This is a genomic window from Armatimonadota bacterium (assembly GCA_035527535.1).
Classification (GTDB): domain Bacteria; phylum Armatimonadota; class Hebobacteria.
In genome coordinates this window covers 1-20152 of sequence record DATLAK010000139.1, presented here as the reverse complement: position 1 = coordinate 20152, position 20152 = coordinate 1, and the positions used below count along the sequence as shown (strand labels likewise).

Below are 20152 nucleotides of genomic sequence, written 5' to 3'. Positions count from 1 at the left end.
CAATCGTCGCCGCGCGGCGGCATCATCAGGCTTCGACATGCGCACCTGACACGCACTTGTAGTCAACATGTCCGTGGTAGAAGATCTTGACCACCGCCCAGTAGTCCGGGAGCTTGGGCTGACCGAGCACGGGCGCGAGAGCAAACCGGTAGCTTGCCTCCTCGCCCGGCCCCAACGCGAACCCCTGCACGGGTGGCGATGACTCCGCCAGCGCCAGGGGCGCCGCCGCCCGCCCCCAGGTCTCCATCGGCCCGATGAGGACGACGCCGCCTTCGACCGCATCCGCGCCGACGTTCTTCAGGCGCGCCTCCACGCGCCCGCCGCGGCGGCTGACCTCCCACTCGATGCGCGGGGCCTCGCCGACCTCGATCACATCCTGATAGACTTGCCCGCGGTGCGCCAGCCGCGCCTTGACCAGGCCCGAGCGTCTGTCGCTCGTGAAGCACAGCACCACCTCCTGGGTCATGTGCTCATTGGCACCGAGGTCATAGTCCACATGAGCCGGCACGGTCTTCCATCCCTCCGGCACAACCAGCTCCACGCGTCCGCTGATGCGCTGGTCGAGGTAGTTATTGCAGACCGCGACTTTGAGCGTATTGATGGTGACGCCGCCTTGACGGATGTGGATTCCCGTCTTGACCGCGCCCTCCAACACCACCGATACCGGCGCGTTGCCAAGCGGCGCCTCGCCCAGGTTGTGATCCCAGTAGCGGATGTGCAGCGGCTGCACCGGCTCGGTCTCGCGCCCCAGGGAGCAAGCCTCGCCGCGTACTACGGGCGCGCCGCCGCGCAGGTTGTAGGTCTTGATCGAAAAGGGGCCGGCGTCATCGCCTACGCAGGTGCCGCGTTCCCCGCACGGGGCCAGCGGGCGCTCGCGTTCCTCCAAGAGGTTGGTCTGCCACGCCTCGCCCAGGGGCGCGAACCAACCCAGGCGCAGGGAGACGGGACTGCCGGTGGCCTCGTACAGGCGTACGGTGACGCCCGGGTCTTCCACCGGGGCCCTGCCCTCGAACGCGCCCGCGGGGTTGCCGTGGCGCTTCACCGCGGTCACGATCAGGTTATCGCCCTCGACCGTAAGGAAGCTCATGGCGGCGGGCAGCGCTCCGCCGTGCTGCGCCAGCGCCACCGCCAGCAACGGGTTGTTGAACTCATAGCCGACGCGGTAGGCGCGCGCCGCCCGCCAGTCGCCCGCGGAGGGACAAAGCGCATACGGGTAAACGTGAGTCTTGTGCTCCGGTACGATGAAGAACGGCAGGCGGTCGCGACCCCACGGCGTCGCGCCCCATGGCGAAGTGTGCATCAGCCCCAGCACCATGGTGTTGTCGGCCTCGATGCTGGTCATGATGTTACCGAGGTTGGCGATGGCCAGGGTGTAGTCGTCCACCTGCTGGCGGGAGCCCGAGGCGTTGACGTTCGCCGGCAGGTTGATATCCGCCGTCGCCGCGAAATCGCGCATCATGTAATCGAGGCCGCGGCGCAGATCATCCGCACCCTGCGCCGACAGGATCAGCACCGGCAGCGCCGGCCACCCTTCCGGGACCTCGTCGTCGAGCACGAACACGAACGCGTGGCCCGCCTGGTCGCGCCGCTTGCGGAAGCCGCCCTTCGCGTGATCGGAGAGCCGGTTGATCAGCCCCCTCGCGTAGTGATTGTCGCCCTTGATGTCGAGCGCGACGCGGAAGCTCGTCCCCCACGGCAGGTCGGCGTTGAGCTCCTCCTGCACGGTCAGGTCCTGGGGGACGGAGACGCCGCGGTGCTGGCGGTCGCCGTCATCGAACAGCGGCGTGCAGAACACGCCCTTGCTGATGAGCTTTCCCGCCAGGGCGTATGCCTGGTCCTCGACCGCGTCCCCGTGGGGGATGACCAGCGCGACCATGCCCAGGGTGAATGACGCGGAGTTGGCAGTGCCCTTGGTTCCCATGCGCAGGCGCGCGCAGGAGCCGTGAGCGAACCACTGGTAGGCCGCGCGCAGTCCGCACTCCGACAGGTTGTTCTGCGCCTGGGTGCGAAAATCGAAGACGCTTTTGCTCGCCTTGCGGGTCACCACCGCGCAGCGCTCCTCGAATATCGGTTCCACCCCTTGCAGCCCCGAGGGGAAGGTCACCACGAACAGGTCATGCTGGCCGCGATAGTCCACCAGCCGCGTGACGCAGTCAATGCGCGCCAGGCCCGGGTAGAGGGTGATCTCCTGCTCGCGCCGGCAGTCCTTCATCGCCCCCTTGATGACCAGCGCACTGCTCACCGCGCCCGCGCGCAGCTCCACCTGCGCCTCGTAGTCGCGCGAGCACCACCGGGGGCCGGTGGTCCACACCTCCCACGGGGGTTCGCGGCGCGCCGGATCTTCAGCCAGGGCCACGATCTCGTTGCCGGGGCCGCGCGACGTATCCAGCACCTCGCGACGCGCCTGCTTGTCGTAGAGACTGACGATGCCGCCGTGATCGGCATCCACGCGCACGCGGAAGAACTCGTTCTCGATCATCGCGCCCCGCTTCGTCACCGGCGGCGGCGGCATCTCCGGCGCCGGCGTCACGTAGAACAGGCGGTAGCCTAGGGACGGGATGTCAGCCGCGATGAAACGGAGGTCGGCCTGCAGGCGTCGCCGCCGCTTCGCGGTCGCCAGCAGTTCGACCGCCACCTCCCGGCCCTCGGCGGTGCGCAGCGCGAAGCCCTTCCACCCCGCCGGCAGCTCCACCGTCACCCGGCAGACATCGGTTCGGGCCCAGTTGAGCGGGTTGAACACCGCCAGCGGCAGCGCGTCGGCCGCCGGTGCGGGCGCGGCGGTGTCCACCAGCGAGCCGATGTACCTCAGCGCCGAGTCGAGCGCTTCCGCGGCCAGCTCCAGCGACTCGCGGTAGGCGGCCATGAGGTCGAGGTATGCGCGGTCACAGCAGGGACCGGTGATCGCGTCGTGGTGCTGGTTGAACAGGAGCTGCCGCCACGCCTTGTCCAGCGCGAGTTCGGGATAGGTCGCGCCGAGGGCGGCGGCGAAAGCGCCGAATTTCTCCGCATTGACGATCGCGTTCTCGGCCATGCGGTTGCCGATCTTGAACTGGACGCGCGTGATGGCGGTGCCCTGATGATGGTACTCCATGTCCCGCGCTGTCTCCGGTATGCGCAGGCCCTGCTCGCGGATGCGCCGGTGGGCGTCGAGCATGAACTTGCTCTGCCCCGAGCCGCTCACCCGGATGCTGGGCGTGCCTTCGCGCAGACCCCCCGTCAACCCCGCCATCCACGCGGTGGGGGGCTTGAAGTCGTTGGCGTCGAGCCGCACGTCGCAATTGAGCCCGTACGCTGTGAGTTCGGTGCACTGCTTGCTGATGCGATCCCGCAGGTCATCCTGCCCCTGCGTCCGGTAGCCGTAGCCCAGGCGCCGCATCAGCAGCCGGGTGCCGTCCGGCGCGCGGTGCCAGAATAACGGGTAAAACCCAGAGATGGGCTTCGACCAGCAGCAGCCGAGAAAGCGCGATTGCGCCAGGATCTGCGATAGCTGCGCGCAGTGGCCGAAGACGTCCCACGGGGCGTACACCAGCGGCTCGTCGCCGAGGACGCGCTCGTGATAGAGGCGCCCGTAGATGATATTGCGGATGATGCCCTCGGCGCTGATCAGCTTCTCGGCGGGCTGGTTGTAGGAACCGCCCGTGCCAATGCGCCCCTGACGCACCAGATCGCGGATGAGCCCGCGCTCCTCGGGGTGAGTGTCATAGTAGGGCTTCAAGTACGACAGCTCGTGCAGGAACACGCCGTAGTGGGGATCGACGCGGCAGATCTCAAGATTCTGTCGTACGTCTCCCAACAGCGACACGGCGTAGTCGCGTTGATCTTCAAGCCACACTGCGTCGCTGTGAAAACCAGGCACCAAGTACACGACATCGGGACCTGGCTTCTGCGTTTCTCTCGCGTCGGACAACTGGGTGACTCCTTTCGGTTGCCGGCCTGCCGGGCAACGCGCTCCGCAAGCTCCGGATCATGCCGCGCGCCGCGGCTGGGCCGCGGCGCGCGCGTGGCTGCAAACACATTTCGGCGGTGCGAAGACCAAACCTCTTCGCGCGCAAGCGCCGATGTAACGCCGGCACCTGCTGGACTTCTCCTCGCAACTGCCGCCGCAGGTGGAGCAGTTGATCTTTCAGTAAGTACGGTCAGGTGCGGCTTGCCCCTCGACCGGGAGCGGCTCGAGCCCCTGCGCGGTGACGCGGATGCGCTGCGCGCGCAGCCGCTCCGGTTTCGCGTCCATGTAGACGAACAGCACCACCTCCGGCTCGACCTCCAGCAGCGCCCCCATCGCCCATACCGGGAAGTCCACCGTCGTCCCCTCATCCCAGGTGCGGCCGCCGTCGTGGCTGAGATGGATGGTGTGGCCGGGGAAGCGGTGTGCCACCAGCGCGGCCCCGGACTTGGTGCGCGTCATGCAGGCGGCGTACCCGGGAAAGGGTGCGCGCCGCGCCGAGGACCAGGTCTGCCCGCCGTCATCGGAGTGGGTCTCCCACATCCACGGGGAGTAGATGGGGCGGATGTAGCAGATGATGCGCCCGTCATCAAGCACCGCTCCCACCGGTTCCGAGAGGTCGAGGCAACTCTCCGCCGCGCCCGCCTGTCCCCGCCAGACGAAGCGATCGAGGTTCGCGGGCGCGGACCACGTGGCGCCGCCGTCGGTCGAGCGAATGGCGAACGCCTGCGCCTCCATGGCTCCCCACTGCATCACCTCCCGGTCCGCGGCGCGCGCCAGCCTGCCGGTCAGGAGCCGCACCAGGGCGCCGTCCGGCAGCTCCAGCAGCGCACCGTAGGCATGAAGCTGCGGCGGGTCGGCGGGCCAGTCGCCGCTCAGCTTGGCGGCCGTGGGTTCAGACCACGTGCGCCCGTCATCGTGCGATTCCGCCATCAGGATGCGGCGGGGCTCGGCGTGGACCGCCTGCAGCAGCAGCCGACCGCTCTTGGTTGCGTGCACGACGCCCCAGTGCAGCGCGGCCGGCAGCTCCACCGGTTCGCCCCAGGAATGCCCGTTATCGCGTGACCGCACGATGAACGTGCGCTCGGCGCGGGTGGCCGGGATCGCCAACAGCAGGTCGCCCCTCGGCGCCCGACAAAGCGAAGGCAGGGTTTGTTCGCCGCCGATGCCCGGCGCCGGGTGAAACCAGTTGCCCCGACCGGCCGGGGCGGTCTCGTCCCATGCAGGTGCCGGCGCCGCATCGCCGCTGACGCGCAGGTTGCGCAGCGCGAAGCCCCCATACCCGGCGAAGCCGATGCGCCCGGGGGCGGCGGCGAGGTCGGTCACCACCGGCCCGGGGCGGTCGTCAACCCACAGGCGGATGGCGCCGCCCACGCATTCTACTCGCGCCCGGTACCAGCGCTCGGTCTCGCTGAGCACGCCGGGGATCAGCGCCAGCTTGAGGTTGCGGATGTAGCCCGATTCGTCAACCCGGGAGATCGCCGCCCAGAAGTGGCGCGCGCGCGTCTGCTGGCCGCACCACGGGAAGCTGACCCAATAGTAGTGATTGGCAGCTTGGGCGCGCAGGATGACCCCGACATCGCCGGCGCCGGTCTCGCGATAGCTCGCCAGGAACTCGAACTCCACGGTCGCGTCCGCGAACGCCTGCGGCAGATAGAACGCCAGGGCGTGATGGTCCGGCGTGTCCGGCGGAGAGATGCACCCCCAGGCGTCTTCGCTCCACGCGCCGTTGATAAACGCCCAGTCGCGACCATCGCGGATTCTCAGGTTCATCGCCAGCGGTCTCCCATGGTGCACTTGTCGTCAATAGGCTCGCAGTTGCGGGACGCGCGCCCCGTATGTTTCCGGCGCCAGGGTGTACTGCGCGACCGCTAGGGCCATCTCCATATCAGCGATGGTCTAGCGCAGGAACCGCGCTCTGGCGAGTCGGTGGCCGCGTAATGGTCTCCTCCGTGTAGATCCTTGCGATGAAAGCGCCCACGCTGGAGCCGAGCCATACGCTCCACGCAACTATTGCCGCGGCGAGCAATAGCTTCATCAGAAGTCTTCCTGGCTGTCGTGCCATCCGACGAAACACGCTGACAGCATAGACCAGGGGCAGCAGAACGACGAATGCGATGCCACCCAGGACTGCTATAGCCAACAGCACGTCGAAACGCATCTTGCGATGCTACCTCAGAAACCGCCTTTAGTCTGGACTGAATATGATGACTTCCCGAGCAATGCCGCCGGCGTCGAAAAACACGTACATTCCCCAATTGGGCGTCGCATACAAGCATACCCGCTCAATGTCACGGCGTGCGAAAAGAGTCCTCAGGCGGTCGCGCGTGATGTATCTGGTCGGCCAATCGTCGTGGCCATAGGTCTCCTCGGGCTGACCAACAGCCCGTGCGACCTCGTCCACTTTCATGCCCACGTGAACACGATCGAATTCCTTCGGGTAGGCGGTAACCCGCTTGACGATCGCATCGGCGATCCAGACGCCCAGATAGAGAAGCCCCACGACCAGGACGCACGCGATGATGAGCAACAACGTGATTCGCCTGTCTCGTCGCAACTGGCGCGAGGACCCGACCCGGTCGTGAACGTGGCCCGCCATTCCGTCACCTCTGCAAGATCATGCAGGTGCAGCACCTCCTGCACGTCCCCCATTCCCCCTGCTTCAATCCCGGGGCACATACCGTAATCTCCTAACCGGCAGGCAGGTCTTACTTCCTTCTCGGCCCCGGTTTGCCGCGCTGAGTGACGTGATGCGCCACCCCTGGCGCGACGATACGGGCGATGCGGAGCATGGCCCACTTGTACTACTATCAGTGCTCCCTGTCAATGATCAAGAGGCTGTTTCAAAACCCGGGCTGACTGTCACCCTGAGCGGCAGCGAAGGGTCTCCTCTGGGAGGCAGATTCCTCGCTTCGCTCGGAATGACACCCCAAGGGGGAAGCAGTCTTGAAACAGGCTCTGAGTCGTGGGTCCCCAGAATGCACCCGGAATGCAGAATGCGACGGACGCATCCTGAAGGAGGTGAGCTCGGTGCGGGAGAAGGGGTCTGCCATGTATGACAACGCCCTATTGCCGGGCGAGACGGTTGCGCTGACGCCCGCGCAGGAAGATGCGCGCCTGATCGCGGAGGCCAGGGTCCGTTTCTTCCGCGAGTATCCCACGCGCTGGCAGCGCATGTTGGCGACATGGCGGCAGCCGCCGCGCGCGATGATGGGGTGGCTGATGTATGCCGCCAGCTATCTGTTCACCACCCACGGGGTGCGGTGGGCGCTCGATCCGGTGATACCCGCGTCCCGGCTGCTGCCCGACCTGCCTGGCGAGTTGCCGATGGAGGTACTGGCGGACCTGTCGTTCCTGCTCTTGACCCACGACCATGACGATCACGTAGACTATCGCCTGCTGGCCGCCTTGCGCAGCAGCGGAGTGCGCTTCGTTGTGCCCGAGCATATGCTTGCCACCGTGCGGGCCCACGCCAACCCGCATGAGAAACAACTAATCGTCGCCCAGCACGGCCAGCGCCTTGAGCTCGATGGTATCGGCGTGCTCCCCTTTCCCGGGTGGCATTGGTACCGGCAGGCGGACGGACAACTCTGCGGCCTGGACGCCACCGGCTACCTGGTGGAGGTGGACGGCCAGCGTTGGCTCTTCCCCGGCGACGTGCGTGACTATGGCGTGCCGGAGATCCGGCAACTTGGCCCCGTGGATCTCCTCTTCGCCCATCTCTGGCTGGGGCGCGGATGTGCGGGGGACTCGGTCCCGCCGCTGCTTGACGCCTTCTGTGATTACCTGCGCGCGTGCGCCCCGCGGGCGGTGGTGCTGGCGCACCTGTACGAATTCTCCCGCGCGACCGACGACCTCTGGCATCGGCGCCATGTCGCGTTGGTGCGATCGTGCTGGGGCGCTCTCGCGCCCAACGTGCCGTTGCGCGCGCCCGAGGTGGGAGAAGAGATGGGGCTGTGAGAATCGGGGTGTCGCTGCCGCCCGCCTATGTCGCCGGGGAACCCGACGAACTGCTCACCGGCGCGCTGGGCGACCCCGCGACCGCCCTTGCCGCACTGCGGCAGGCGGGGGTGACAGCCATCGAGCTGCGCGCCGTCGGCCCGCACACGGACCCCGCGCTGGCGTTGGCCGCCGCGCGTCAAGTGTGGCATGCCGGGGGTATCCTCACCATTCATGGCGAGCTGCCCGCGTCCACGCCCGCGGCACTCTACCCCGCGCTGGTGGCGCTCTGCCGGGAGATGGCGCAGCAGGGCCGAGATGCGATCGTCACCATGCACAGTTACAAGTCGCTGGAGGAGCCGACGGACGCCCTAGCTGCGCGGACCATCCGCGCCGTCCGCGAGCTGCTGCACGATGCTGGGGAGCAGGGGCTGCCACTGCGGGTGGCCGTGGAGCTGAACCGAGCGAAAGGCGGCAACGATCCCAGCGTCAGCTACCGGCGCCTGCTCTCCATGCACGCTCGCATTGGCCACCCGCACGTCGGGTTCTGCTGGGATTTCGGCCACGCCTTTTCCAATGTCCGCCAGGGCGTGATGATGCTTGTCCCCCCCGATGCGTTCCTCCGCCGGGTCATCCACACGCATATCCACGACCTGGACGCCGACGGCGCGACTCATGCCCCGCTGACTGAGGGACGGGTGCCGCTCGCGTCTGTGCTGCGGGCGCTACGCTCCGCCGGCTATGGCGGCATCCTCAACCTGGAACTGGGCGGACGCCGCCAGGACCGTCCCGCGGGTGTGCGCACCGGACTCTTTGCCAGTATCGCCTGCCTCGTTGACGTGTTGACGACGCTGAAACACACCCCGCTGTGAGCCACTGTCACAGTCGCTATTTCGCCTCCCGTCGCTGGCTGCGCGGAAATCTCCCCGTACGGCCGTGGAACACCGGAGAGAGACGGTTCGAGACCGAAGGGGGAATTCGGGGGGATTCGGGGGACACACACCATAATCTCCTAACCAGCAGGCAGCTCTTCCTTGATTAAGTCATATGTCCCCCGAAATGGAAATGGCCTTGTTTCCTGGTCTTGGCGGCGCGCTTCTCGCTTTCGCCTCCTCCGGGAACTCCTGTTACGATGCGAAGTCGGCGCGCGCGAGACGGCGCGGCCTGCGTTCGATCAGGTAGTAAAGCCATGCCGCGCTGACGTGCAGCAGGACCAGAATCACCATCCATATGACGTAGCGACGCCCTTTGCCCAGCGAGATTGCCCGCACGCAGTCCAACAACATGGTTATCCACAGTACGACGGCGAGGACTACGGCGATGCCCATGTATGCCGCGAGTGCTGGCAAGAAGGACCGGTACATCGACGAGAACCTCTCTCTTCCGGCAGGGTCCGCGAGAAAGGTGTACGCGGTATTGACTGACATCACATAGGTCACGGACATGAGGCCGATAACAGAGGCGAACATCGAGGCGAAGGCGATCGCGTCCAGAAGCCACTCCCTGCGGGTCCTATTCGCAGGCCTGCGTTGCACGGCCTTCAGCTCACCGTTCGCCATTCGAGCACTCCTCTTCGCTTCTATGATGTGCCCAGGCCGAGATCACCGACAGGTCGGACTTCGGGTTTCGCACCGCGGTGATTCGTCCCGCCGCGTCACAGTCCTGTTCCGCCAGCGCGCCATTCGGGTCAGCCCGCGTCCGTCGCGGTGAAATCGCCGTAGGTCAGGCACGTCTGCTGGTAGGCGAGGAAGTGCTCCAGCGGCACCTCGGGGCTGATCGAATGGTGGCCGATGATGACACCCCCGTCGCGCCCGACATCAATGATGCGGCGCGCCTCGGCCTCGATCTTCTCGATGGGCCCCTTGACCATGGTGGCGGTGTTGCACATGCCCCCGGTCAGGATGAGCCTGGGATAGAGCTCCCGCAGGCGCACGACGTCCATGTTGGCCCGCGGCTCCACCGGGTTGAGCGCCTGAATCCCGGCGTCAATCAGCATGTCCAGCAGCGCGCGCGGATCGCCGTCGCAGTGCAGCCCCACATACTTCGCCCCCGCTTGCTTGTAGGCCCCGATCATGCGCCGGTAGGCGGGCAGGAAGATGCGCTCGAACGCGGCGGGGCTGAACATGGGGCCGCTGTTACAGGCCATGTCGTCGAAGATCCAGATGCCGCTGTCCTGGAGCGACCAGCGCCGAACGGCCTCCACCCCGACCGCGGTCAGGTGATCGCCAACCTTGTCGGCCAGGGCCTTGGCCAGCCCGGGATCGCCGGCGATGTCCAGCAGGAACTGGGCCTCGCCGCGCACCAGCGTCGTCCGCAGGTAGGGGCCTCCGGTCTTGGCGAAGACGCAGTGCTTGCGCTTGGCGCGCTCGATGTCGCGCTCGTACTCGGGCGGCCACATGCGCTCAGGATCGTAACGCAAGTCGAGCTGAGGCGGCTCGAACTCGACCGCGTCGGGGTCGGCGCCCTCCGGCATGGCGACCTCGAGCGTCTGGTTGAAATAGGCGTCAGCGCGGCGACGGATGGTGGTGCCCCAGCCGTTCATCTCGTAGATCCAGCCGCTCTCCTCCTTGAGGCGACGCGCGCGGGTGGGGAAGGGCGTCTCGTCCGGCGCCCAGATGGAGATGTCCGAGAGGTCCTGGAGCGGCCCCAGGCGCTGGAACCACGAGTCAGGGTACTCGAGGAAGCTGCCCTCCCAGCGCGGGATACGATCGGGGCGCCTGAACGCGCAAGCCGCCAGCACGCGGTCCGGTGAAGTCATCGGGCTATCACACCTCCTGGTCCAGGACCGCCGCGGCGCGCTGCGGCCAGTCGGGCTGCTTGAGCAGTTGCGATCCCACGGCGACGAGGTCGGCGCGGCCCTCCTCGATTACGCGGTTGGCCAGCTCCGGGTCGTGCAGCTTGCCCACCGCGATGATGGGCACCGAGACCGCCTGCTTGATGCCCGCGGCCAGCGGCACCAGGTGGCCGGGCTCGTAGTCCCGGGGGCTGCTCAAGCTCGCCGAAACGTGAATCGCACACGCGCCGGCCGACTCCAAGGCGCGCGCGATCTGACAGCTATCCTCGAGCGTCAGGCCGTTGGGGCGCTCCTCGATGGCGCTGATGCGGACGATAATGGGATAGTCGTTGCCCGCAGCCTCGCGCATCGCCTGCACGCACTCCAACGCGAAGCGCAGCCGCCCGTCGGGGCCTCCGCCGTATTGGTCGTGGCGATGGTTGGTCGCGGGCGAGAGGAACTGGTTGACCAGGAAACCGTGCGCGCCGTGGAGCTCCACCGCGTCGAAGCCGGCGGCCCTCGCGCGCCCTGCCGCCGCCCCGAAGAGCGCGGCCAGCTGGTGCGCCTCGGCCGTGGTCAGCTCCCGCGGCCCATCAGGACCGGGGAATGCGTCGGCGGAGGGCGCTACCCCGTGGCCGCCGATGGTCTTGGGATCGGCGACCCCACCCGCGTGGTGAATCTGAATGGCCGCCGCCGCCCCGTGCTCCCTGATCGCCCCCGCCAGCCGCGACAACGGCTCGATATGCGTGTCCTTCGATATGCCAAGCTGCCTGGGTGATAGCTTGCCGTCCTCGCGTACGTAAGTGGCCTCGACGATGATGAGGCCGACGCCGCCGTCCGCGCGCGCAACATAGTGCTGGATAACCTCCTGGGTCACCACGCCGTCCGCGCCGGCGTGGTTGCGCAGCATGGGCGGCATGACGACGCGGTTTTTCAAGCGCAGGGACGGGTGCAGGTCAATCGGGTCGAACAGCCTCGCCATGGCACGGACCTCCCGGAGCTGCAACACGCTGGGACTGAATTCGAGGCGTGGACCCGGAAACCCTTGCTGCGCTCGGTGGCGGCGCTTCCCCGCTGGAGACTTGCTCACCCCCGGCGAGCGGTGAGCGTATTGCTCCACGATCTGACCATCCCGTCCGACACTCTGTCGGACAACCTGACACCCGTTGGCGTGGGTGTGATCGACTCTAGTGGGGATGGTTGGGCGACGCACCGGGCGCGACTTCCTATTGAAGTCGCGATTCGCGCCCCGACGAGTCGGGGCGCGCCCAAGGGTGCTCCCCACTTCTTGCGTTCACACCTGTTTGCGCGAGGGATGCTTCGACCACCAGCGAGTCCTACCAGCCGGTGGCAGCCACGGTCCTGGGCGATCTCGGAGTGCAGAAGCTTGCCCGCCTGAGGGTTGCTCGCCTCTGGCGAGCGGGTGAAACTGAGCCGGCTCTCCGCGGAGGAGCCCCGATTCCATCGGGGCCAGTCTTCGTCTGGGGGCTGGACGCGCTGACGGAGTGATTTCCAGACCAACTGTCGCCCGTATGAGCGCGCGTGGCGGCCTCGCAAGAACGTGTTCGCACCAAGTGAGCGCCATGAACGCGAAGCCGCCACGCTCTCACTCAATCTCCGCGGTCGACTTGGCACCAGCTCATTCGGCAGTGCGCTGCAAACCAGCGTGAGACTCAGCCGCCCACCGGCCGTCTGGGTACCGCGAGAGGTAACCCTCGTACCCTTTCTGTGCCAGTGACCGCAGCTTCAGTTCTTCCAGGCAGCGGGCCATCCAGAAGTGCGCACTCTCCGCAGGCCAACGATAGGGATCGCCTTCCTCGTGGGCCAGAATCGTGCCGCGCCAGCAGAGCGATTTCTCGTGCTCGCCGGCTTGCTCATAGGCGTCCGCCAGGTAAGCCAGCAAGGGCGAATCCACGTGCTCCGGGTATGAGCGAATCGCGTCCCAGAACGCGTCGATTGCCTCTTGGAAGCGTCCGGAGTTCAGCAGGCAGATACCTGCCATCATCTGGGCTTCCGCAGCAGTCTGCGGGTCGGAGGCCTTCGACCGAAGTTGGGTGTATGCCGCGTACGCTCGCCGGTAATCCTTGCTCTCCCGGTCGCTCCCTTTGAAGAGACCCCATGCTTTCGTCCTGAGCCGCTCCACAGTCATCTTCGCGAACTCAGGTCCTGGTGAGCCGCCCTGCAGTCCTTCTGCAACCATCTCTGTGATCTCCTTTCGCATGCGAGCTCTCGCTCTGCTCAGGCGCACCTTGACTGCACCTGCCGAGATGCCGATAAACTGCGCAACCTCGTTGTGCGAGTAGCCATCGACGTAGTGGAGAATGACCGCCAGCCGGGTCGGCTTGCTCAGAACTGCCAACGCTTGGCGTAGCTGACACGCAAGATCGAGCTGAACTGGGGCTTCCTGGGTGAGTCGCTGGTCCGTTCGGGGCTGAACGTCGGCGACGACCAGTTCATGCTCACGTCGGCGCAAGGTATCGATAGCTCTCGCGCTGGCAATCCGGAAAAGCCAGCGCCCGAACCGGTCCGGGCTCCGTAGCGTGGGAAGCTGCACGTAGGCATTGATAAACGCCTCCTGGGCGATGTCTCTTGCCTCCTCGAAGTCCCCCACTAGGTGGAAGGCAACCCCAAAGACAGCGTCCTGGTAGCGGGCGACCAGTTCGCCGAAAGCGTCGTGATCGCCCGACAGGGTTGCGTCCACTAGTTCGCCGTCTGATCGCTGGGCTGGCACGATCTCATTCTCCATTAGATAGCCGAAGATCTGCCATGAAAGGTTACATTCCGCACTCGACACGGAGCCGAAAATTGTGGGCAGCCCCCGCAAGGCGGGGGAGAACCCCATCCAGGGTAGCACTACGCAGATGTGACGTCCATTTGCGGCGAGACGGAGGCAAGGAGTCGAGGCCGGGGTCACTGGGGCTGAGACAGCTGAACGAGAGGTCGCTGTGGACAGAGACCCTCGGGTCAGCTCTCACCAAAGGAGCCCCGATTCCATCGGGGCCCGTGTTCGCCTGGTGGCTGGACGCGCTCACCAAGTAGGGCAGCCGCGGCAGAATCAGGAGGACACCCCCCGCTCAGCCGCGGCGGGGCCTGCGCCACGGCATGGCGGCAGGTCGAGAGCGCAAACGAGACGAATCACTTGACCGGAGTCGCACCATGCACGATGACCTACGCATTCGGACTTGTCGCGAACGGGATATAGTCCCACTGGCTCGCCAATTCTCATCAGGCGACTCTCACGTTCACGCCTTTCGCTACGCGAGGCAGCAGGATGGGCACAGCGTCTATCTAATCGCCTGGCTGGCAGAAGCTCCTGTGGGACACCTGGATCTCTGGTGGCAGGCGGCGGAGGATTCTCCGAGCGCGCAGCAGCACCTCGCCGGGTGTCCTGAGTTGAACGGCATTGCCGTCCTGCCCCAGTACCAATCCCGGGGCATTGGGACGCGACTGATCGCTGCCGCCGAGCAGAAGGCTCGCGAGCGCGGGTTCCGGGAAGTGTGCGTGGGGGTGGACCCCGAAAATACGCGGGCGCGCTCCCTCTACAAGCGGCTGGGCTACCGAGACTGGGGACATGGCGTCGTGGAGGCGTATTGGCTTCTGCCTGACCAGCACGGTACGCGCCACGCAGAGGAGGCCGTGTATCTGCGAAAGAATCTGGGCAGCGAGTAGTCGGGCATCGCGCTCGCTCGGATAGCATCTGCGTGACAGGCCCCGCTCAGCCGCGGCGGGGTCTGCGCCGCCCTTCGCCCAGGGTGCTCAATCATCGAGTACCGGGCCGCCCTGCGCAGCGTCGTTGCAGCGCCCGCAGTCCGGCTTGGGACAGTGGGTGATCATCGGATCGGCGCGAATCGCTGCGGTGACCGCCTCCAATGTCGCCGAGACAGGGAAGATCAGCCAGCGGCTGGTGCCCACTTTGCATTCACTCTGCAGAGGTCGGAGCACCGGGAGCAAGTTTCCGAACCCGTCAGAACAGCCGCCTGCCTCGACCTCAATTGGGTCGCCGTCGGTACCGTTGGCCCACCGGCGGAATGGATTGCGCCCCGCCGTCTGTTCGGCAAGGTGCAGGAGAGTCATCTTCTCCAAGCCCACCCCCATGAGCACGACAGAACCTCCAGCTTCTGCCAAGGCCTCCAGGGGCGCCCAGACGTGCAGCGGTGTTTGTCCCGACACCAACCGCGCCGCCAGCGGGCCGATGGCCGAGAAGGAGCAGAGAGGATGGCACCCACGGACGCGCTCCGGCATGGCGATGACACTCGCGGGTATCGCACCCATGTCCTCAACGTCGATCTCATTGGAGTCAGGCGTGAAGATGCGTCCCTCTCCCGCAGAGGAGGGTTCGAACTTGTCATCATAGTCCCACGCATTCCGCGGTCGCCGGAACCTGGCGGGAGGCGGCACAGCGAAAGTCCACGAGAAGGTGGGGACCAGGACGGTGCAGCCCTTGCCGAGGAGACCGGCGACGACAGCCGACGCGCCTCCATCTACCCGGCCGAACGAGCGCAGAGACGCGTGCACGCAGAGCGGGAGCCCAGAGAGGCCCATCCGCTGCACGGCACTGGTGATGTCCTGCACGGTCACCACGGCTTCCCTCCTCACGCAGAGGGCAGTTTACGGCCAGCCGCGCCGGACGTCAAATGGCAGGCTGCAGCGGGTGTGTTCGCGCAGAGTAGGGATCGCCCTCGGGCGCGCGGCCCCATAAGTCCCACGGGGTCGCGAGTTCCTCGCGTCCCGACCTGTCAGGGCGCGACCAGATGCAGACCGGTTCGCCTCCGGCATGACGGGTCACTAGCCGGCTCAGTGGAGCCGGCCTCCACCGTTGGAGGACGGCCACCCTGGCCGTCACTGGCCCCTTCCGCAAAGAAGATGTGGGTAATCACAAGCCCTTGATGAGGGGGAGAATTCAGTCAGCCTCGCCTGTTCCCTCGGCGCGGCGACGGCGGCGCTGACACAGCCGGGGGCGGCTGTGCTACACAGGTCGGTGCTTCGCGCCGCCACTGCCGTGATGCGCGAGGCCCTGTGGCTGACCTGAAGCCGGTGAAGCGCGACCGGGGTGCCGCGCGGCCCGCTCGGAGAAGCGGGCCGCGTAGTTCGTCCTGTCTTATTCGCGCCGCGTGCGCGGCGGCTCAGAACTTCTGCCTGATGCCGATGGCGGCGAAGAAGGGCGGCGTGGTGGTGTAGGGCACGTACTGGATGTTGCCGGTGTTGCCCGGCCCCGGATCGCCCGCCGCGGGCGGGACGTAGGCGCCCGGCAGTACCTCGCCGGTGTTCTTGTCGTACCACGCCAGATTGGTCGCGGTGTGCGTGCCCAGCAGGTTCTGCAGCGCCACATAGACCTCCTGGTCCTCCGTTACCTGATACCGCAGGTTGAGGCTGAACAGCCAATGGCTGCCGGTACGCAGGGCGTCGGGGTCGGCCGGCTGCAGTTGGCCGCTGACGAGAATAGGCACGTCGTAGGGCACGCCTTGCGACGTGAACATGGTCACGTGCTGGTAGTCCGGCCCTCCGAGGTCGAGCCCGCTCTGCCCGTAGGCGTAGCCGCTGCCGTAGCTCAGCCACGGGTTGAATTCCCACCGGCCGCGCTTGTGATTGAGCACCAACGCGGCGGTATGGCGCTGATCCCAGGGCATGTAGTACTCGGCGTCGAGATCGCCGAAATCGAGGCCGAGCGGATAAGCGTTGGCTTGGGGCGAGGTCGCGCGCGCGCGCATGTAGGTATAGCTCAGCCAGCCCTCCCAATCATGAGCCAGGCGCCGCTGCAGCTTGGCCTCCACGCCGCGGGCGACGCCGTGCCCGTTGGAGGCGTAGCGCTTGGGCTCGCGCGGATCGAAGGCGGCGTCGCTCGCGCCATTCCAGCGCTGCACCATATCCCCACTGTCGCGCTCGAAGTAGGTAGCGTCGAGCAGCACGTTCGGGGACAGCCGCGCCTCGAGGCCGAGATCGAACGAGGTGTCAACCTGCGGGCGCAGGGGGCTGGCCTCGGCCAAGAGCAGCGGGAAGATCTGCCCCTGGGTCATATCGCCGAAGTAGTCGGGTATGGGCGCGGTCAGGCCGCGGTCAATGAAGGTCCAGTGGGTGTACTTGGCGGGAGGCATCTGCGCGTACTTGCCCCACGACCCCCGCACCAGCAGCGAGTCTGCCAGCGCGTAGGTCAGGCCCGCGCGCGGGCTGGTCTGGCTGAGATCGAGCTGCGCGACCGGGGTGCGGTCATAGGTCATGCGATCGTGACGCACGCCCAGGTCCAGCGTCAGCTTGTCGTTCGCCCGCCAGCGGTCGCCGATGTAGGCCTGGAGGTTGCGCGTGTCGTTGCGCGCCTCGTACTCCAGCACCGGCGGGAAGATCGGCGGCATGAAGCCCGCGGCCAGCATGTTGTTGTCGCCCCAGATGTGCCACGCGCCGCCGTAGAGCAAGTGGTTGCGCGCGACCTGGCCGGTGTAGTTCAACTGCAGGCCGTAGGCGCGCTGCCGGCGGTCCTGCCAGAACCCCTGCTCGGGCGAGCTGAGATCAACCCGCAGCCAGTTCTCCAGCCGGTAGCCGCGCACGGTGTAGAATGCCTTGGGGCTGAGGGTGTGGCTCCAGGTCACCGCTTCCAGACCGTACCCCTGGCGGCCGAAGTCACTGGTTTCGGCCACCGGGACGAAGAGGCCGGTGTCGGGATTGAACGTCTCGGTGTGCGAGAAGGGGAACCGGTAAAGGGCGTAGCCGTGGTTGGCCACCAGCGTCAACTGGTCGTCGGCGCCGATGGTGTAGATGGCCTTGAGGATGGCGTCGGACGAGCCCTCGCACGACTTGACGAAGTTGTTGTCGGGGAACTCACTGCGCCACATCACGCTCTGGAAATACCAGTTCCAGGGCCCGTCCACGCGGCCTTTCTCCAGGATCAGGTTGCGGTAATCCCACGGGCTGCCGAAACTGGTATCCACAAATCCGCCCCGCACCTGGTCGCCGCGCTTGATAACCTGGTTGATGACGCCGCCGACATAGCCGGGATAGGAGGCCGGGTAGCCGCCGGTGAACAGCTCCATGCGGTCGAGGCCGACGGTGACGATGTTGGTGGCGAAGACGTTGTTGTTGGGCTCGACGATGGGGATGCCCTCCAGCATGTATCCGATCTGGTCCTCGCGCGCGCCGCGAATGCGCGGGTAGCCGATGGCGTCCGGCACCGCGCCCGGCTGCCCGAACACCAGGCCCGGGAACTGATAGAGATCCATGGGCTGCCCGCGGGTTGATTGCTCGTCCTCGGCCGATACGGTGTACGCGGTTGCCGTCACCGCCGGGCGCACCTGCAATTGCGCCGCGGTGACCTTGGCTTCGGCCCCAGGCACCTCCAGCACTGTCGCTTCGAGGGCGAAATCGCAGCCCGCGGTCTGCTCCTGCAGGATCAGCACTCCGGTGCTGACGGCGTCCACATAGCCCACCAGGCTGGCGCGCACGTCATAGGTGCCCGGCGGGATGTTGGTGATGATAAACTTGCCGTCGGCGCCGGTGACGGTGGTCAGGCTGCTGCCCTCGATGCTGATGTTGACGCCGACCAGCGGCGATCCCGTAGCGCCGTCGCTGACGCGGCCCTCGAGTATCCCGGTGGTGACGACCGCGCCTGCGCTTACTGCCAACCCGACGACGATGAAGGCCGCCAGTAACACTGTCGGCCATGGACTGCGGAGCATAGCTGCCTCCTCATTGCTGGATATGGGACTTGTTGTTAGCGTAGGTATCTACCGCATTTGGGCTGCTTTGTGATATGCAAATGGCGCCGCCATGGGCGCAAACTCGACCACGATGCCTACTCGAGGGAGAAGGTGAGAGTCGCGTAGGTAGCCACCTCCCGCGGCATTCCATCCTGCACCGCCGGCCGGTAGCGCCACTGCTTCACCGCACTTATCGCGGCGCCGTCGAGCCTTGCGTCCCCCGACGAGGTGACGACCTTCACCGCACTGACCTTGCCCTCCTTGGTGACCGTGACTCGCAGCTTGACCGAACCCTGTACCCCCTCCACCTGGGCCGCCACCGGATACAGCGGGTTGACGCGCCGCACCAGCGCCGGCAGCGTACGATCCGCCAGGCGCGACACGTGGCTGCCGCCGCCGCCGCTTGCCGCCCCGCCGCCGCTCGCGCTCGACCCGGTTGCCCCTGCTCCGCCATCGCCCCCGCCGGAGGCGCCGCCGCTGCCGGAACCGGGCCCGGGGCCTGCTCCGGAGCCGCTCCCTGCACCCGCGACCTCTCCCGACCCGCCGCCGCCCGCTCCCGGCAGGTCTCCCTGCCGGCTGCCGGAGCCGAGCCCCACGTCTCCACCGCCCGCGGTAGCAGGCTGTCCGTCACTGCCGCTCGACGGGAGCGGCCGCGGCGCTGCGACGACGGCAGCGGCAGCGACCGGCTCGCGCGCCGCAGTTGTCGGCGCGCGGGAAACGGCGCCTGTTCCTGCCGCCGCCCTAGGAGACGTCCTACGCGGGGGCTGGTCCGCGCGAGCCGCGGATCCCGCAGTGCCTGCCGTGACCGCAGGTCTGCCGGCAACCCGAGGGGGACGACGCGATACCGGTTCCGGCTCGGGTGACGCCGAAGGTGCCGGCGACGGTTCGACTACCCGCGCCGGCGCTCGCGCGGTCGCCGGTGGTGCAACCACCGGCGCAGCCTGCACGAGCTTGACCTCGATCAGGCGGGGGCCGCCAGCCGGCAGCGGTGGGGCGAAATGCATGAACGAGATCACGAACAATGCTGCCGCATGAACGACCAGCGAGGCGCCGAGAGCCCAACGCATCACGCGCCGGCTGACCGCCGCTTCGCGCGTCGTCCGTGCCTCCGGACTATCGAGGGTGATCGCCGCCATGGCAGGAGCCGCTGTCAGCCGCCGCGCGTGGCGATAGCCATCCGCGCCGCGCCGGCCTGCTTTGCCGCGTCCATCACCGCTATCACGCGGCCATGCTCGACGCGCTCGTCGGCGTTGATGACGACCACGACTTGCGGGTTGTCCGCGATGCGCCGGCGCAGTGCCGGCGCCAGCGCCCCGGGGCTCGTCGGCTGCTGGTCAACGTAGAACTTGCCGTCGCGGGTGAGGCTGACGGTCACCTTGGTCAGGGCCTCTCGTTGCGCCGCCCGCGCGCGCGGCAGGTTCACGCGCATGCCCCGCTCGAGGGTCATGCTCAAGCTTGCCACCATGAAGAACACCAGCAGGAAGAAGACGGTGTCGATCATGGGGATGATCTCGAGGCGCGCGCGCCTATAGTCTTGGCGAGGCAGTCGCATAACCGTCCTCCGCGGTCATTCACGAAACGATGGCCGCCAGCTTCTCGGCGTCGCTGAGATCGCGCGCCGCCTGTGCCACCGTCCCTCGACGTTCCGCGAGCGTGTTGGCGAGCTGGGTTGCCCGCACCTCCATCTCCGAGACCAGGTGCTTCACGCGGTCGAGGAAGTAGTTGTACGCGACCAGGCTGTAGATCGCGATCACGAGGCCGGTGGCGGTGGCGATCAGGGCCTCGGCGATGCCCGCGGTGATGCCGGTGGGG

General features: G+C 67.0%; 15 protein-coding genes. 3 read left to right on the top strand and 12 right to left on the bottom strand.

Going from position 1 to position 20152, the window contains the following annotated elements; genetic code table 11:
- Positions 1–25: 25 nt before the first annotated feature.
- From VM221_09810 to VM221_09800, 3 genes are all read right to left on the bottom strand, one after another.
- Positions 26–3907: a glycoside hydrolase family 38 C-terminal domain-containing protein gene (locus tag VM221_09810; GenBank protein ID HUT75110.1), complete on the bottom strand. Its 3882-nt coding sequence runs from the start codon at positions 3905–3907 to the stop codon at positions 26–28.
- Positions 3908–4123: 216 nt separating this feature from the next.
- On the bottom strand, positions 4124–5716 hold the full coding sequence (locus VM221_09805) for a sialidase family protein (GenBank protein HUT75109.1): 1593 nt from the start codon (positions 5714–5716) through the stop codon (positions 4124–4126).
- A gap of 415 nt (positions 5717–6131) precedes the next feature.
- A complete protein-coding gene (locus VM221_09800; protein HUT75108.1) occupies positions 6132–6473 on the bottom strand; it encodes a hypothetical protein in 342 nt (113 codons plus the stop codon).
- A gap of 521 nt (positions 6474–6994) precedes the next feature.
- Between VM221_09800 and VM221_09795 the strand changes: the two genes are divergently transcribed.
- Positions 6995–7903, top strand: a complete 909-nt coding sequence (locus VM221_09795) for an MBL fold metallo-hydrolase (protein ID HUT75107.1) — start codon at positions 6995–6997, stop codon at positions 7901–7903.
- Positions 7900–8754 (top strand): TIM barrel protein, encoded by an 855-nt coding sequence (locus VM221_09790; GenBank protein ID HUT75106.1) that lies wholly within the window; start codon positions 7900–7902, stop codon positions 8752–8754. The genes VM221_09795 and VM221_09790 overlap by 4 nt, the downstream gene beginning before the upstream one ends.
- Positions 8755–9009: 255 nt before the next feature.
- Here the strand turns inward: VM221_09790 and VM221_09785 are convergent, their stop codons facing one another.
- The 4 genes from VM221_09785 to VM221_09770 form a co-directional block, all read right to left on the bottom strand.
- Positions 9010–9441 (bottom strand): twin-arginine translocase subunit TatC, encoded by a 432-nt coding sequence (locus VM221_09785; protein HUT75105.1) that lies wholly within the window; start codon positions 9439–9441, stop codon positions 9010–9012.
- Between the two features lie 128 nt (positions 9442–9569).
- On the bottom strand, positions 9570–10640 hold the full coding sequence (locus tag VM221_09780) for a uroporphyrinogen decarboxylase family protein (GenBank protein ID HUT75104.1): 1071 nt from the start codon (positions 10638–10640) through the stop codon (positions 9570–9572).
- 7 nt (positions 10641–10647) lie between these two features.
- Positions 10648–11637, bottom strand: a complete 990-nt coding sequence (locus VM221_09775; protein ID HUT75103.1) for an NADH:flavin oxidoreductase — start codon at positions 11635–11637, stop codon at positions 10648–10650.
- 657 nt (positions 11638–12294) lie between these two features.
- A complete protein-coding gene (locus VM221_09770) occupies positions 12295–13401 on the bottom strand; it encodes a sigma-70 family RNA polymerase sigma factor (protein ID HUT75102.1) in 1107 nt (368 codons plus the stop codon).
- A 356-nt stretch (positions 13402–13757) separates the two neighbouring features.
- On the opposite strand from VM221_09770, the gene VM221_09765 reads away from it, so the two are divergent.
- Entirely contained in the window at positions 13758–14324 is a 567-nt protein-coding gene (locus VM221_09765) for a GNAT family N-acetyltransferase (GenBank protein HUT75101.1), read from the top strand.
- Positions 14325–14411: 87 nt separating this feature from the next.
- On the opposite strand, the gene VM221_09760 is transcribed toward VM221_09765, so the two are convergent.
- The 5 genes from VM221_09760 to VM221_09740 all read right to left on the bottom strand — a co-directional run.
- The gene (locus VM221_09760) at positions 14412–15236 is read right to left on the bottom strand and encodes an AAC(3) family N-acetyltransferase (protein ID HUT75100.1); all 825 of its coding nucleotides are present in this window, start codon (positions 15234–15236) and stop codon (positions 14412–14414) included.
- A gap of 542 nt (positions 15237–15778) precedes the next feature.
- Positions 15779–18319, bottom strand: coding sequence for a TonB-dependent receptor (locus VM221_09755; GenBank protein HUT75099.1), 2541 nt, complete (start codon positions 18317–18319; stop codon positions 15779–15781).
- A gap of 116 nt (positions 18320–18435) precedes the next feature.
- The gene (locus VM221_09750) at positions 18436–18936 is read right to left on the bottom strand and encodes an energy transducer TonB (GenBank protein ID HUT75098.1); all 501 of its coding nucleotides are present in this window, start codon (positions 18934–18936) and stop codon (positions 18436–18438) included.
- Positions 18937–19490: 554 nt separating this feature from the next.
- A complete protein-coding gene (locus VM221_09745) occupies positions 19491–19892 on the bottom strand; it encodes a biopolymer transporter ExbD (protein HUT75097.1) in 402 nt (133 codons plus the stop codon).
- 19 nt (positions 19893–19911) lie between these two features.
- Positions 19912–20152 (bottom strand): MotA/TolQ/ExbB proton channel family protein (locus tag VM221_09740; protein ID HUT75096.1); only part of this gene is annotated, 241 nt, incomplete at its 5' end.